At 36.1% G+C, this 15,536-nt stretch carries 12 protein-coding genes; 2 read left to right on the top strand and 10 right to left on the bottom strand.

All coding sequences use genetic code 11. The features are described from left to right. Positions 1-42 precede the first annotated feature (42 nt). The 5 genes from J6D32_RS03545 to gmk form a co-directional block, all read right to left on the bottom strand. Entirely contained in the window at positions 43-600 is a 558-nt protein-coding gene (locus tag J6D32_RS03545) for a peptidylprolyl isomerase (RefSeq protein ID WP_006784044.1), read from the bottom strand. 18 nt (positions 601-618) lie between these two features. After that, a complete protein-coding gene (fmt, locus tag J6D32_RS03550; RefSeq protein WP_006784043.1) occupies positions 619-1,551 on the bottom strand; it encodes a methionyl-tRNA formyltransferase in 933 nt (310 codons plus the stop codon). Positions 1,552-1,702: 151 nt separating this feature from the next. Continuing rightward, entirely contained in the window at positions 1,703-4,081 is a 2,379-nt protein-coding gene (gene priA, locus J6D32_RS03555) for a primosomal protein N' (protein ID WP_039930913.1), read from the bottom strand. Positions 4,082-4,404: 323 nt separating this feature from the next. Beyond that, the gene (gene rpoZ, locus J6D32_RS03560; RefSeq protein ID WP_006784041.1) at positions 4,405-4,632 is read right to left on the bottom strand and encodes a DNA-directed RNA polymerase subunit omega; all 228 of its coding nucleotides are present in this window, start codon (positions 4,630-4,632) and stop codon (positions 4,405-4,407) included. A gap of 2 nt (positions 4,633-4,634) precedes the next feature. Continuing rightward, positions 4,635-5,258, bottom strand: a complete 624-nt coding sequence (gene gmk / locus J6D32_RS03565) for a guanylate kinase (protein WP_006784040.1) — start codon at positions 5,256-5,258, stop codon at positions 4,635-4,637. A 243-nt stretch (positions 5,259-5,501) separates the two neighbouring features. On the opposite strand from gmk, the gene J6D32_RS03570 reads away from it, so the two are divergent. Further along, complete coding sequence (locus tag J6D32_RS03570; protein ID WP_006784039.1) at positions 5,502-7,205, top strand: Rqc2 family fibronectin-binding protein; 1,704 nt, start codon at positions 5,502-5,504, stop codon at positions 7,203-7,205. Between the two features lie 25 nt (positions 7,206-7,230). Here the strand turns inward: J6D32_RS03570 and J6D32_RS03575 are convergent, their stop codons facing one another. Together J6D32_RS03575 and J6D32_RS03580 are read right to left on the bottom strand one after the other, a co-directional pair. Continuing rightward, positions 7,231-8,508, bottom strand: a complete 1,278-nt coding sequence (locus J6D32_RS03575) for a VanW family protein (protein WP_006784038.1) — start codon at positions 8,506-8,508, stop codon at positions 7,231-7,233. 29 nt (positions 8,509-8,537) lie between these two features. Beyond that, positions 8,538-10,676 carry a hypothetical protein gene (locus J6D32_RS03580; protein ID WP_287467285.1) on the bottom strand — a complete coding sequence of 713 codons (2,139 nt, stop codon included), beginning with the start codon at positions 10,674-10,676 and terminating at the stop codon, positions 8,538-8,540. A 220-nt stretch (positions 10,677-10,896) separates the two neighbouring features. Here J6D32_RS03580 and J6D32_RS03585 point away from each other — a divergent pair, with 220 nt between their 5' ends. Further along, the gene (locus J6D32_RS03585; protein WP_006784036.1) at positions 10,897-11,817 is read left to right on the top strand and encodes an exonuclease domain-containing protein; all 921 of its coding nucleotides are present in this window, start codon (positions 10,897-10,899) and stop codon (positions 11,815-11,817) included. Between the two features lie 28 nt (positions 11,818-11,845). On the opposite strand, the gene J6D32_RS03590 is transcribed toward J6D32_RS03585, so the two are convergent. From J6D32_RS03590 to J6D32_RS03600, 3 genes are read right to left on the bottom strand one after another with little or no spacing between them, the layout of a single operon-like run. Next, on the bottom strand, positions 11,846-13,006 hold the full coding sequence (locus J6D32_RS03590) for a SpoIIE family protein phosphatase (RefSeq protein ID WP_287467286.1): 1,161 nt from the start codon (positions 13,004-13,006) through the stop codon (positions 11,846-11,848). Next, on the bottom strand, positions 13,003-14,709 hold the full coding sequence (locus J6D32_RS03595) for a [Fe-Fe] hydrogenase large subunit C-terminal domain-containing protein (protein ID WP_287467288.1): 1,707 nt from the start codon (positions 14,707-14,709) through the stop codon (positions 13,003-13,005). Before J6D32_RS03595 ends, J6D32_RS03590 begins: the two co-directional genes overlap by 4 nt. A 4-nt stretch (positions 14,710-14,713) precedes the next feature. After that, positions 14,714-14,968 (bottom strand): (2Fe-2S) ferredoxin domain-containing protein, encoded by a 255-nt coding sequence (locus tag J6D32_RS03600; RefSeq protein ID WP_006784033.1) that lies wholly within the window; start codon positions 14,966-14,968, stop codon positions 14,714-14,716. Between the last annotated feature and the right edge of the window lie 568 nt (positions 14,969-15,536).

The raw sequence follows: 15,536 nt of genomic DNA on the forward strand, positions 1-15,536 counted from the left end.
AAAAACTAACTCAAACAAATGTCTGAGTTAGCCCCCATTTTTTTATAATTTTGTTGGTTCTGGGTATTCTACCCCTTTAGTATCTACAGATACTGATTTCATCATTTGTCCAATAACAGGTTGATCTAAGTGGTTACATTCAACACTCGCAATTTGATCCACCACATCGATTCCTTCAATGACTTTACCAAATGCTGCATAGCTTCCATCTAAGTGTGGAGAATCTTTATGCATAATAAAGAATTGTGATCCTGCAGAGTTTGGAACGTTTGTACGAGCCATAGAAATAACACCACGTTCATGTTTTACCGGATTATCAAATCCATTAGATTTGAATTCACCTGTGATGCAATATCCAGGTCCACCAATTCCAAGACCTTGAGGGTCTCCCCCTTGAATCATAAAGCTACGAATAACACGGTGGAAAATCACTCCATTATAAAACCCGCTATTTGCTAATGAAATAAAGTTATAAACTGATTGAGGTGCTACCTCTGGATATAATTCAATTTTCATGATTGAACCATTTTCCATTTCAATTGTTGCAATCGGATTTGTTTCTTTTGAGTAGTCTGTTTGTCCTACGTAAGTTTTAGACATGAGTCATACCTCCAATAATTAATTAAATTTCTTTCCAACTTCAATTGGATGAGAGCCGTTTAAAAGGCTCGCTACATCCATGCGTTTTTTACCTGAAATTTGGATATCTGTAATTTTTAACCCTGCATGATCACCACATGCAACAACAATTCCATCTTTTTCGACTTTAACAATCGTTCCAGGTTCTGCATCATATAAATGATTATTCGGTTCTGCCCACCAAATTTTAACGGCTAAATCGTCCAATTGAGTAAAGGCAACTGGCCATGGATGAAGTCCACGAACTTGATTATATAATGTCGTCGCTGGTTTATACCAGTCGATACGTTCATCTTCACGTTTAATGTTCCAAGCAAACGTTGCTTCTTCATGATTTTGAGGCGTTGCTTCAATTTCACCTGCTAAAAGTTTAGGTAAAGTTTCTTTTAAAAGCTCTGCTCCCGCTACACTTAATTTTTCGAACATACTTCCTGTATGGTCTTTTTCACCAATTGGAACAACTACTTTACTAATCATGTCCCCTGTATCCATTTTAACATCCATATACATGATTGTGACACCCGTTTCAGTTTCACCATCAATAATGGCCTTATGAATAGGGGCTCCACCACGATATTTCGGTAATAATGAGGCATGAACATTAATGCATCCATGTTTTGGTGCATCTAGTAAAATTTTTGGAATAATCTGTCCAAAAGCAGCTGTCACAATTAAATCTGGATTCCACGCTAAGACTTGATCATAATCTTCTTTAATTTTCTCTGGTTGAAAAACAGGGATACCGTGTTCCATTGCTTTTTGTTTAACAGGCGTTGGCGTTAGGATTCGCTTACGTCCAACTGGTCGGTCGGGTTGAGTAACCACTCCAACTACTTCATATCCTTCACGGATGATAGTTTCTAATACCGGGACTGAAAAATCAGGTGTTCCCATAAATACGACACGTGTCATGGTGTTCCTCCTCTTATGACTTTAAAACGAGATGCTCCCTAACTCGATTTTAAAGTAACTACTTCTCATGTTGTATAAACGATAAACATAGACTCTAAATATTATTACCATATCTAAAGGTATTTTACTACCTTCTTTCATCATTTTTTGATTAATTAAACTGATTTGGATAATAATCTAAGCTCAAACTCACGACATCTTCACTAAAATAGACTAATAATTGACCTAAAATTTGATGAAGCATCGGTTCTCTTTTATATTTAATCATAAAGTACATTCTAAAACGTTGATTTAATCTTCCCACATAGGGCATGGTTGGACCAATAATAGCACAACTCCCTCCTAAGTGAGTTCGCAAATATTGATTAACTTTATCACACGCTAAAATTAAGGCATTGTAATCTTCACTGCTTAACATGACACTTGCTAAATAAAAATACGGCGGATACCCGAATCGACGACGCATCATCATCTCTTGTTCGTAAAAAGCATGATAATTTTGATTAACGACACATTGCATAACATAATGATCAGGACTGTACGTTTGAATTAAAACTTCTCCTTCTAATTCATGACGACCCGCTCGTCCTGCGACCTGAGTTAGTAATTGAAACGTTCGCTCCGCTGCTTTAAAATCTGATAAATGCAACATTAAATCCGCCGCTAATACACCAACGAGTGTCACATCAGGAAAATCCAACCCCTTACCAACCATTTGTGTTCCAATTAAAATATCCGCTTCTTTCTTTTCAAAGGCCGCAATAAGTTCTTGATGTGATCCTTTTTTCGACGTCGTATCCACATCCATTCGCATAATTCGCGCTCCTTCAAATTGGGCACTTAAATATTCCTCTACTTTTTGTGTTCCAAGCCCAAAAAATCGTAATTCTTCACTTTGACAAGCTGGGCAACGGTTTAAGACAGGTGTTTCATAGCCACAATAATGACATTTTAAACGATGGTTGGGTTTATGATAAGTCATTGATACATCACAATTTGGGCAATTAACCACTTCACCGCATTCACGACATTGCATAAAGTTTGAATACCCTCGTCGATTTAAAAGCAAGACAACTTGTTGATTTTTTTCAAGACGATCACGAATGGCTTCTTGTAAACGATCACTTAAAATAAAGGTCTCAGCTTCTGTTTTTTGTTCCCTCATATCAATGAGTTCAACCCGCGGTAAAGTTGCAGTTTTAACCGCTCGTTTTGACAAAGTCAATAACTGATAAACACCCTTTTGAGCTCTGGCAAATGACTCTAAAGAAGGCGTCGCACTCCCTAAAACGACAGGACACTGATGTATTTTTGCTCTTTGCTTGGCTACTTCAATCGCATGATAACGTGGTGATTCTTCCTGTTTATACGTGGCTTCATGTTCTTCATCAACAATAATAATCCCAATCTCTTGAAACGGCGCAAAAATAGCAGAACGGGCGCCAACCACAATTTGAACTTCTTGTTTTAAAATTTTACGCCATTCATCATACTTTTCGCCCATTGAAAGTGCACTATGCAAAACAGCCACTCGATTTTGAAAACGACTTTTAAAGCGTGATGCAATTTGCGGTGTTAGCGCAATTTCAGGCACTAACATAATCGCCTGCTGCCCCTTTTTAATCACATTTTCAATCATTTGAAGATACACTTCTGTTTTCCCACTTCCCGTAATTCCATGTAATAAAAAGACCTCAGAGGAATGCGAGGCACAAGCTTTTACAACAGTATCTACTGCCAATTGTTGCTCATCATTTAAGGTCAATGCCGTCGTCACTTCATGAGTTTGCGAAGCAAAAGGATCTCGATAATCCTCCACCTCAATCTCTTTTACCACTCCTTTATCTACTAACGACTTCACAATTGCACTTGAAACATGAAGCGATTCGATCAGTGATTGCTTTTGCACTGGCATTTTAGATTGCAATAAATACTCAATCACCATCTTTTGCTTAACCGCTCGATTAAACGCATTAGAATCGATATCGGATGCAGTGAGCATCAAATACTTCGTCACTTTTTTCCCAAGCTTATCCTTCACTTCGTAGACTAATTCGACTTCACGATGCTCAATAGCTTGTTTGATATCACGCCAGTACGTTTTAGGGATTGCCTCATAATCTAATATTTTTGATGTTTGAAATAATGCATCAAGACTTGGTGATAAATGCTCCGTTAAGCGAACCAACTTCTTTTTATATTTCGCCCGCATTGCATTGGGAATCATGGCTTCAAAACATTGAATCATCGTACTGCCAGTTTCCTTACTTAATGAAAGTCCAAGCGTTCTTAACTCTTCATTTAAAACCGGGACCACATCAATCAACTCTTTAATCGGTCTCACTTTTTCTAATTGTGTGCTCTCTTTTAATGAAATGACAAATCCCATAATCGTTCTGGGTCCAAAAGGGACTAACACACGCACACCTGGTTGAATGATTGTTTCTAACTCTAAGGGAACTTCATAATCAAATATTTTATTAACCGCTTTGTTTTTAATATCGACCACGACTTCTGCAATCAAATTCATAACCTCCCTTAGCCATTTTTAATATTATATTATACCACATCACCTTAACTTCAATATATAAACCAACATGTAATTCATTGTTTTGTAATCACACTTGGTATTTAAATTCAATTGATACTAACATTACCAATAAGGAGACCCTAATCTCTCGAAAGAGAGAACTATTTAACATGTGCGCCCAGTGATTGAGGACTGTGCTTTGCACTACTGGGGCCTGCCCCACCAATGGTGGAATTAAAACGTGTGGGGGCCCGCCCCACCAATGGTGGAATTAAAACGTGTGGGGGCCCCACAAACAAAAAAACCTTAGCGAAAGCTAAGGTCTATTCTTCTTTTAACTCGAAATCAACAACATCATAAAGAATTTCTTCTAAAGCAACCCCAACTGGTTTTGCACATTTTGCTGTTGGTAACCCATCAACATAATCTAATTGTGATTGGTTTTCATCAACGATTTGGCGAGCACGTTTTGCTGCAATATAAGCAATTTTATACTTTGAATCGACTTTATCTAATAATTTATCAATTGATGGATAACGCATTCCTGACATAATTATTCAACCTCCACAATATTTTTATTATAATATTCTAAAACACGATTACTACGTGAGTGTTCAGCTTCAATAATCGCCATAATTCGATCGCGAGCATTTTCAACCGTGTCATTAATCACAATATAATCATACTCGTGAGCTAATCCAATTTCAGCTTCTGCTTTTTGCATACGTTTATTGATTACATCCATCGCTTCCGTACCACGCGTCATGATACGATTACGAAGTTCATCCATACTTGGAGGAGCAATAAAAATAAAGCATGCATCTGGTTTTACATTTTTAACTTGAAGGGCACCTTGTACTTCAATTTCAAGTACAACATCTTTTCCTTCATCTAATTTTTGGTTTACATAATCAAGTGGTGTCCCATAGTAGTTCCCTACGAACTCTGCCCACTCAAGTAATTGACCTTGATCAATTCTATCTAAAAACTCTTCTTTTTCTACGAAGAAATAATCCACACCATTCTGTTCTCCAACACGTGGCTTTCTTGTTGTCATTGAAATCGAGTATTCCAAGTTATGGTTTTCTTGTTCGAATATTGATGCGCGCACAGTTCCTTTTCCAACGCCACTAGGACCTGATATGACTATTAGTACGCCTTTTTCTACTAATCTCATGCATTCACTTCTCCTTAAACTTTCATTTCACTATCATAGCATGAATTGAAATAAAATAAAATAGCTCAATAATTTTTTTGTCATAAATTCCACGCAAATCTTTATAAATCATTTTAGACATCTTTTATAAAATTAAAACCACAATAAGTTTATTATTAGAAATTTCACTTGTTTTTATGTCTATGCTTTTAAAAAAATGATATACTTTTCATAAATCAATATGTTTAACGAGGTGATGTTTTAATGGCTTTTGACGGACTCATGACAAAGACGGTCGCTAATACGCTAAAAGAGCAATTAGTAGCTGGACGTATCAATAAAATTTATCAATTATCCAATCATGAAATTTTAATGCAAATTCGTGCCGGTGGAAAAAATCAAAAATTACTATTTTCAACGCACTCAACTTATGCACGACTTCAACTAACCAAATCAGATTATCAATATCCGGATGAACCACCAATGTTTTGTATGTTCTTACGTAAACATTTAGAGGGTGGGATTATTTATCACATCGAACAAGTTAATGACGATCGTATTATTAAATTTACGATTCGTCATATGAACGAACTTGGGGATCAAATGATTAAGTTCCTCTATATCGAAATTATGGGAAAACACAGCAATTTAATCTTAACGGATGCAAATCATCGTATTTTAGATACGATTAAGCATATCTCTCCATTGGTGAACCGCTATCGTTCTTTACAACCTGGGGCGACCTATATTTTACCACCCACACAAAATAAACGGGATCCATTTGAAGTCAATGCGAAACAATTTGAAGAGCTTATGAATCCCGATGAACGTTATGATAAACAGTTAGTCGCCCACTTTGCTGGCCTTTCTCCTCTTATTGCGCGCGAAATCATTTATCGATCTAACTCTGAGAAAGTGACTGATTTATTCAACGCCTTCCAAAATGTGATGCAAGAAATTAAATTAAAGCCAAGTCCTCACGTCATGATTGGTGAAAAAGAATCTTTCTATTTAATTCCCCTTTACCATCTTGAAGCACAACTCATACCTTGTGAAACACTTTTTGATATGTTTGATCGCTTCTATTTTGGAAAAGATGAACGGGATCGAATTAAACAACAATTCTTTGACATTGAACGATTTATTAAACAGGAATACGATAAAAATATAAAGAAATTAAATAAATTAAACGAGGAATTAATTCAGTCTGAAAAAGCAGATCAGTATAAAATTCAAGGTGAATTAATTTTAGCTAATCTTTATCAAATTGATCGTGGTTCAAGCACAATACGTGTTCAAAATTTCTATTCAGAACATCTAGAACCGATGGATATTCAATTAGAACCGATGCTATCGGCTTCCGATAATGCCCAAAAATATTTCCAAAAATATAACAAAGCTAAAAATGCTGTAAACTATATTTTAGAGCAAATCGAATTAACCGAAGTTGAAATTTCATACTTTGAAACACTGTTAATCCAAATCGAAACCGCCTCATTAAAAGATGCTTACGAAATTAAAGAAGAGCTTGAAAATGCCGGTTATTTACGCAAACGCCAAACAAAAAAACGAAAATCAAATGGAAAGCCAAGTATCGAAAAATACTTATCATCAGATGACGTTGAAATTTACGTTGGAAAAAACAATTTACAAAATGATTATCTGACACATAAACTGGCTCGTCGCCATGAGTGGTGGTTCCATGCGAAAGATATGCCTGGATCTCACGTTTTAGTTCGTAGTGATGCAGATGAACTTTCTGAAACAACCATTCGAACAGCGGCGCAACTCGCCGCTTACTTCTCAAAAGGACGTCTCTCATCAAGCGTTCCAATTGACTACACACGCGTTCGTCATGTTAAAAAAATTCCAGCTGCACATTTAGGATTAGTCACCTATGAAAATCAAAAAACAATCTACATCGATCCAGATGAAGCCTTCATTATGAATTTAAAAAAATTAAAATAAGAAAAGGAGCCGTTGGCTCCTTTTCTTATTGATGTGGTTTATATTTACTTGTATGTAGAAATTGTTCAAAAACAACTTCTCCATCTGCATTGTACCCATAAAGCGTTGTATCGGCACGAAGTCCCCCTTCCGATACAATCGTTTTTGGTTTATATGTGATCCCCTTTAACGCTTCTGAATTAGACCAAAACTCAACAGTTAACGTCCCATATTCAGCCATGACATTAATATAAATTGGATAATCTAACGTATTAATAAATTTTAAATCAATCGCATTATCTGCCATTGTTGCATCCTGCCCAAGTGGCACATAATTAACTGATAAGCTATGATTTCGGCGTTCAGTCGCAATAATCCCTGCCTCTAATTGTGTATTGTATAGCGTTGAAGACACTTGGCAAATCCCTCCCCCAATTCCAGGGACAGCCTTTCCATTTAAAAAGATGGTTGCGTCAACATATCCATGAGCTGCATCAACCGGTGACACTTTCTCTGCATATGAAAACTCATCATTTGGCATCAATAACGTTTTATTCACTTTACTAGCTGCTAATTCAACATTCTTTGCTCTTGGAATTCCTGCCGGGTAAGTTGATGAGTACGTTGAAATTTTCGTATCAATCGTTTTTAATAACTCTATATCCGTTTCCCTTGGATTAATCAATGGCGTGACTTCAATATAAATGGGTTCTTTTGAAATCGTCTTCAGTTGTTCTGTTAATTGCTCTAATAGCTGTTCTCCTGAAATCAGCTGTCCATCACTTCCTTCTTCAATTTGAAAAGAACCATAGTACACCATTTCAAAAATGGGTTCTACCTTTTCAACATAACAAGCTTCTTCGATAGACTTTACCCAATTTTCTAGCGCGTCTTGATCATAGTTATATCCAATTTCAAACTCATATAGCATCGGTTCTTGAATTTGACTTGCCTGTTCCATAATCTCTAAATCTTTCCCAATTTCGATGATTTTTTTCGAAAATGATTCAATATCTTGATTAAAAGTCACATTAAAATCTTCCAAAGAACGTTCAAATGTTTGATCCCCCACCACGACAGTCATTTTTCTTTGTCCAAAATTTCCAAGTTCTTTTTCAATAACCTCCACAATTTTTTCTTGTGTCAATTCTGAAACATCAATATCGTTAATAAAAATATTTGGAAAAGCTACGGATTCATACGCCATTACGAGTTCCTCAGCTTTAGAATACTCATAGTAGCGATATCCAACATACGCTAAAATCAAAGCCGTATTAATGACTGCAACCAATACCCCAATAAGCCATTTCTTTTTTGAATTCATTTCATCCATCCTCCTAATTCCTTACTACCCTAACATTCTTGCCCTGACGATGAAACAGGACATCTTACTAATACAGTATACGCATTTTCACACACCTTCAAACTCAATAATTGCTTAGTTGAAACCATCATGTTCCCCCTTAAGATAGTATTTATTTTAAAAACGGAATCCATCTGAGTTTTTGGTAACACCTTCTGTTCATCCCATTTAAAAAAATCAACCTTTTGAAGTGAAACGCTTAATCGAATTAAATTCACTTGTTCTTGTAAATTTTTTCGTCTCTCACTCACACGTTTCAACTCATCCATTAAAATAACCTCTAAAGAAGTCTCTTCAGTCGAAGCTCGATTCATCAGATACTCATAAGCCAGACGTTTCTCTGCTTCTTTTTTAAACTCCATCGCTTTCCATTCCACGACGCGAGCTAAATAATACTCTGTCTCAAGCCGAGGACTCTCCTTCTTTCCCCTCGGAACATAAAGACCTGAATCCGTTATATGATATCGCCTTTTAATTAAGCACCTAGCATCTTCTTGGAGTCGTTGCGTTGTGAAGAGTTGACGTTTTCTTCTTAATAACATTTCTTTTAATAAGCCTTGCCAACATTTTAAACGCTCCACCTCATAAATCATCTGACTCACTTCTAAGGGCGTGTATCTTTCATAAATCAGATGGTGTGTAATGGGAAGTTTTTTTAAATTAATCACACAAATTTCTTGATTAAACGTATACAGCACTTTTTTGATCAACTTTAGCTCTTTACAACGCTTCTTTAATGCTGGCGATAAGACACAATAAATCTCTTCAACTCTTAAAATTCCATCTAGTAAAATCGTATAGGTTTTAAATTGATACGCCTCCACTTTCAAACCAGTCGTTAACTCTTCAACAAATCCCTCTACTTTTACTTTCAAGCTAACATTTAATTTCGTATTTGAAAAAATCCAATCAACCACTTCAAAAAAATCAACAGAACTTGGTAAAAAGGCCAAGTCTTCCTCCTCTGCTTGAATCTTTGGGGTTACATTCTCATAGGGTTGATGTCGATTCCAAAGCAAAGAGGACGCTTCATCTGTCATCACACACTCCAATAGGTTCAAAACTGAAAGTGAACTTTCCTTTTTTAAGGATTGATAATTGGCAAGGCATCTCATACTCTCTAACACTTCAGAATCAGTACATCCTTCTTTTATACTTTTTGAGAGGATCTCACCTTGATGAATCGCTAATAATTCACTAGCTTGTGAAATGGATTTAGAACGTAATAAATAAATCGCAAATTGATTATAAAATTCCTTCACCACGTCTTGTAATGAAGATGCCTCTCGTCCTAAAATTGAATCACTTATCTGCAAGGGCTGTTTAAATGCCACAATCACTTCATCATCCATGACCTCAAGGGCTAATGGTTCAGTTGTGTAAATCCGCTCTCCTTTTCGACATAAAAAAATTTCCCCTGATTCAAGCAAAATGGTCAGCCGTTGATTTTTCATTATTCTTTTCAAATAAAACATAGAATCACTTTTTTTTAAGCAGTAATGAATCTGTCCCATTTGATTCAACTCTTCTAACCATTTCTTAAAATTCAATGGAATCCATTCATTGAAGCTTAAAATATCGAGTCTAACAGAATGCTGATTTAACAAAGTCGCCACTTTTAGAAAACGTGATGACTTTAAATCCATCTCATATTCCATTAACTGAAATGTTTGACTTGAAAAAACAATAAATTGAGTCGCGATTGAAAAATCAAGTTGTCGCATCACACTCTCTAACACATTGATTAAACTAGCATACCGATAATGACTCAAGACATGATGAATAGCGTCCTCAATATCCGCAAACTGTTGCCTCAATTCTTCGGCCTGAACCTCTTTTAATAACCATTTCATCTCCTTTTTCCCTTCGAAAACAATGAGTGAAAGGCGATGTTTGGGATGGGTAGTGATAAACTTTAATCCCCATTTTAAAGCTTTTTTGATGTCATGAAAGTGCTGTTTAGATGACTTTGAACCATCAATAATCAACACATAATGTGTCTGAGATTGTTGAGATTGAGCTCGCTTCTTAATTTTATAAAAATAGCCTTGCTTAAGGTTTGATTTTGCTAAAATTAGCTCTTGATTTCCAAGTGATTGAATCTCTCCCACTTGTTTAAACTCCTTCATTAAAACGCCTCCATCATGTACTTGATTGATACATTTATATGAAGAAGATAGTAAGTTTATTCTAGCAAATCCGACGAAATGAAAGATGTCATTTTTTGGTAAACAAAACCATTTTTAATGTCTTTTTAAAAAATGTTCACTTATTTTGTTTAAAATAGCCTCTATCCGCATTTATCTCTTCACGTTATAATAAAAGAAATACTGCTTAAGGAGATTGAGAATGAATTTTATTGCAATAGATTTTGAGACAGCAAATGAAAAACGTGACAGCGCGTGTTCGATTGGATTAACCGTTGTTAAAAATAATCAAATTATTGAACAAAAATACTACCTAATCAAACCAAACGAACTTCGCTTTGCTCCGATTAATATTTCGATTCATGGCATTCGCGCCTCTGATGTCAAAAATGCTAAAACTTTCGACCAACTTTGGCCAGAGCTACTTCCCTATTTCACTAATAACATCATCATGGCACATAATGCAGCCTTTGATTTAAGTGTATTACGTCATACATTAGATGCTTACCACATCCCTTACCCAAATTGTCGTTATGGTTGTACGATGATTTTATCAAGAAATTTCTTTCCTCATTTAGAAAATGCCAAATTAAACACGGTTAATCATCATTTAGGACTCGAATTTAATCATCACCATGCGAGTGCTGATGCTCATGCCTGTGCCAATATCGTATTGAAAATGCAAGAAGAGTTACAATGTGCTGATTTAGAAGAACTTTGTCAAATGGCAGGGCTAAAACTGGGTACACTTCACGATGCTGGCTATATCCCTGCTAAAAAATTAAAAAAGACGGTGACTTCAAAACGCAATTTTACTCCTTCCCCTCTCCCTTTTATCTCATCAAAATCTGATGTATTCAAACATAAAACCGTTGTATTTACGGGAACCTTAAAATCAATGTCACGCCTTAGTGCCATTCAACTGATTTCTCAACTCGGTGGAACAGTTGGATCATCGGTAACACGTAAAACAGATTTCTTAATTGTGTCTCATCCTGCCGTGTATGAGCTTCAACCTCACGAAATGAGCACTAAATTAAAAAAGGCGATTGAACTTATTTACAAAGGTCAAGCCATTCAAATTTTAAATGAATCTGAATTTTTAGAACAACTGACTAAATAAAAGAGGAATCCTTGCTGGATTCCTCTTTTTAGTAATAAACCATTTCGACTACTTTTCCAAGTTGCGTTAAAATATCTTCTAACTCTTCTAAGACGCGTAACTTAATGCTTAACTCTTTTGGAAAATCAGGATTTTGATGTGCGGCATTAATCGCTCGCCCAATTAATAATCGGATATGCGTACAGTCTTCAAATAGCATTTTTGCGAGTAGTGCTGCGCCATGTTTTTCGGATAATAACTCAAAATTGGAAGAGAGTTTAATTTCTTTTAAAATTTCAACAGCTCCTTTAATCGTTAAAACTCCTTCTGTGACTAAATCAATTCCTTTAATGTGAGCAATCGGTGGGATGTGGGAGTCAATATAATAAAAACTTGTCTCTACCTCTTCGCCAATCGCACGAGCGACAATATGAGCGGCTGTTCCTCCACACACAATTTTTTTACCCACACTCTCCATTAAGGCTTGGACGACTTCTTGGTCTTGTTCTTTGTTTTGTGGAGGTCCTGCGAATAATGTCGCCCATTTCGGTTTAATCACCTTTAAACTGACAACCGTTGTATCATCCCCGGGATTGCCACCATATAAATCATCACACGCTTCAATTAATAGATTAGTAATTTCACGAGCTGACAGCTTCTCATTGACAACTGATTCCAAAAAATAAGAAACCTCATGCCAGCCCCAGCCTAAATTTAAAATCGTTCCAACTCCAGCATGAACCACTCCATCACTAATTAAAACTAATGTATCGTTTTCTTGAAGTTTAAAAGTACTTTCTTTAATTTTCCGCTGGTTAATGACACGCTCCTCAGCCTTAACTTTTAAAATTTCACCATCTCGCCAAAAAAACAAACTCGGATTATCAATTTCTACCACATAGACTTGATCATCTTGATTAATCTTAACAATGGTTAAGGTTGAATACGCTAGCTTCCGAACCTGACAAACCGGCAACGTATGAACCATTGTATCCACCACTTCATCAATTGATAAGCCAGCTTTTAACATCGTAATAGCAATTTTTGAACTTAAAGTGGCTAAAATATTCGCCTTAACCCCGCTACCAAGCCCATCTGATAATACCGCAATCACACTATCATGAGTTCGAAAAAATTCAACTTTATCACCGCACAATTCCTCGCCCACTTTATTTAAACTTCCCCAGGAGAAATCAATAAAAAAACTCATGATAATCCTCCCTCATCTTCTTGAATCAATCGTTTTAAACGAGTTAACGTCACTTTCGTTTCTGCTGTCGTCTCCCCTAATAAACTGGCAATTTCTTGTGCAACAATCATCTGCTTATTAATAACTTGTTGGGCCATATCAATGGCGTTAATTTTTAAATGCTGCATTTTTAACTCGTGTGCCATCTCACTCGTCATATCATGTAAGATACATAACATCACTTCTTGCTGCTCAATCCAAATAATACTTTGAATCACGATCGTTTTGTTTTCATTTAAGCTTAAACGATGCCCTAATAGATCGCTTTTTGACTCAATAACACTTGAAAAAGAGGCTTCATCTAAAAAGATTGAAACTGGCAAATCAATCGCCTGATCTTTCTTCACTTCAAAAAAACGTTCTGCTGCTGGATTAAAATCAATAATCGTTAAGCTCTTATCCACTACTAAAATAATACTCGGTGTCACATCAAAAATAACATGCGAATAAGTTTCAGCCTTATGCTTCATATATGGCAAGCACATCGTCGGTTCCGCCATATGATTATAAACCGCAATTGCTTTTTGTCGGCACGTTGGATACCCGCAACTTCCACAATTCAACTCATCCATTGAAGAATACTTGCCTATATTATTTAAAATTAACTCAATTTCTTTTTCACTTGGTTGAATAATCGGAGAATATTGATTTTTAAACACTCGATTGAGATTAATAAGAGGCAAACGTCCGCCTTCACTCATCTCATGTAGAGGCTGAGTTTGCCTCGCATAATCTTTAATTCGCATTTTACGATTAAAGATATTTTCACATTCTTCTCCAATAGCAGGTCCCCCAAGACAACTATGGTGACAAGCACTCATTTCAAAGAAAATATTTTTAAACTCTCCTCGTTCAATTCCTTCAATCACTTCAATACAATCACGAATTCCATCAACGGATACAATTTCAATTTTTTTATCTTTTTCATTGAAGCACTTACTCATGCCACCCACCATAGGATACGTTCGTTGACTCACCACCCCATCATCTAATGGGACTTCTTCAAGTTCATTTAATTTAATTCCCGCTTCATTAAACCATTGCTTTAATTCTTGTATCGTTAGTACTGCAGAAATACTTTCTTCCTCCTCACCTTCGATTTTCTTGGCTAAACACGGCCCCACAAAAACCACCTTGACATCTTGCCCATACTTCAATTTTAACATTCTAGCATGTGCCATTAACGGGGTAATGACTGGAATCAAATGCGGGATTACTTTAGGATAATGTTTTTCAATTAATAAATTAACAGAGGCACAGCAACTCGTAATATAACACTTATCTAAATGAAAATGCTGATACGTTTCATAGACTTGAGTTACGACTTCTGCTCCAACTACCGTTTCCTCTACATGCGAGACACCTAATTTCTTTAGCGCTGCAACTAATTTATGTCCCTGATTTTTAAAAACACCAAAAGCGGTTGGAGCTAATGAGACAACAACTGATTGGCCCGATTTTATAAATTGCTTAACTTTTTCTAATTCAGTTTCAATCTTCTTCACATTTTTAGGACAAGCCTTTAAACATAATCCACATGCAATACATCGTTCTTCCATAATAATCGCTTGCTCATTTTTAATCTTAATCGATTGGACCGGACAGGCTCGAACACAGGCGTAACAATTTTTACAATTTGCTTCTGAAAAACTAATAACCCCCATCCTCTCACTCCTTTCCTAATTGTGGTTTAATCACTGCTTCAAATAGTTTCTCTGCATCATCAGGAGAAACCGCCAATACTTCTTCATTCGGTCCCATAACAGAGACCGCCTCCGTGCAATGACCTAAACAAAAAGCAGCTCTTAATTCCAACACTTCTTGTAGCTGATGCTTTTCAATCAGCGATTGAAAAATCTGAATCACTTCATACGATCCTTTCAAATGGCATGAACTTCCCACACAAATTTTAATCGTTTTCACCCTCAATACTCCTCTCCAAAATAAATTCCTGTTTAACTTTATTCCTAACGACTCTTTCATAGTCTATCAATATTTTAATAATCAGACTTAACATTTAAGCTCTTTGGATACTAAGACAAACTATAGGGGAACCAACCCTCTCACCAAGAGTCATCCTATACCGTTTAAAAAACCAGTTAAACGTTTTTCAATTGTGAAAAACTTATCTAGACTTATATATTAACCCTCAAATACAACGAAAAAAAGATAGAATCTTGAAACGATCCTATCTCTTTTTTTGCGCTTTTCTCTTAGAAAAGCATATTTCCCGACAACTTCTGCAACCCCTTTCAATCGACAAACTATTTCCCGACATTATTCTCATTCGCCAGCAAACGACCTTTATTTCCCGACATAATTTTCAGTGCAAACTATTTCCTGATTTTGAAATAAAAAAAGCATGAGATAAACTCATGCTCATTGATCGAGTAAGCCATAGGTTAAAATATAATCTTCTAATACCCAATCATTTTCATAAATTTCAGAAGCCACCTCTACGCCAACATAACGCAGATGCCAAGGTTGATAA

It is taken from the genome of Turicibacter sp., assembly GCF_017941855.1.
Classification (GTDB): Bacteria; Bacillota_I; Bacilli_A; order MOL361; family Turicibacteraceae; genus Turicibacter; species Turicibacter sanguinis.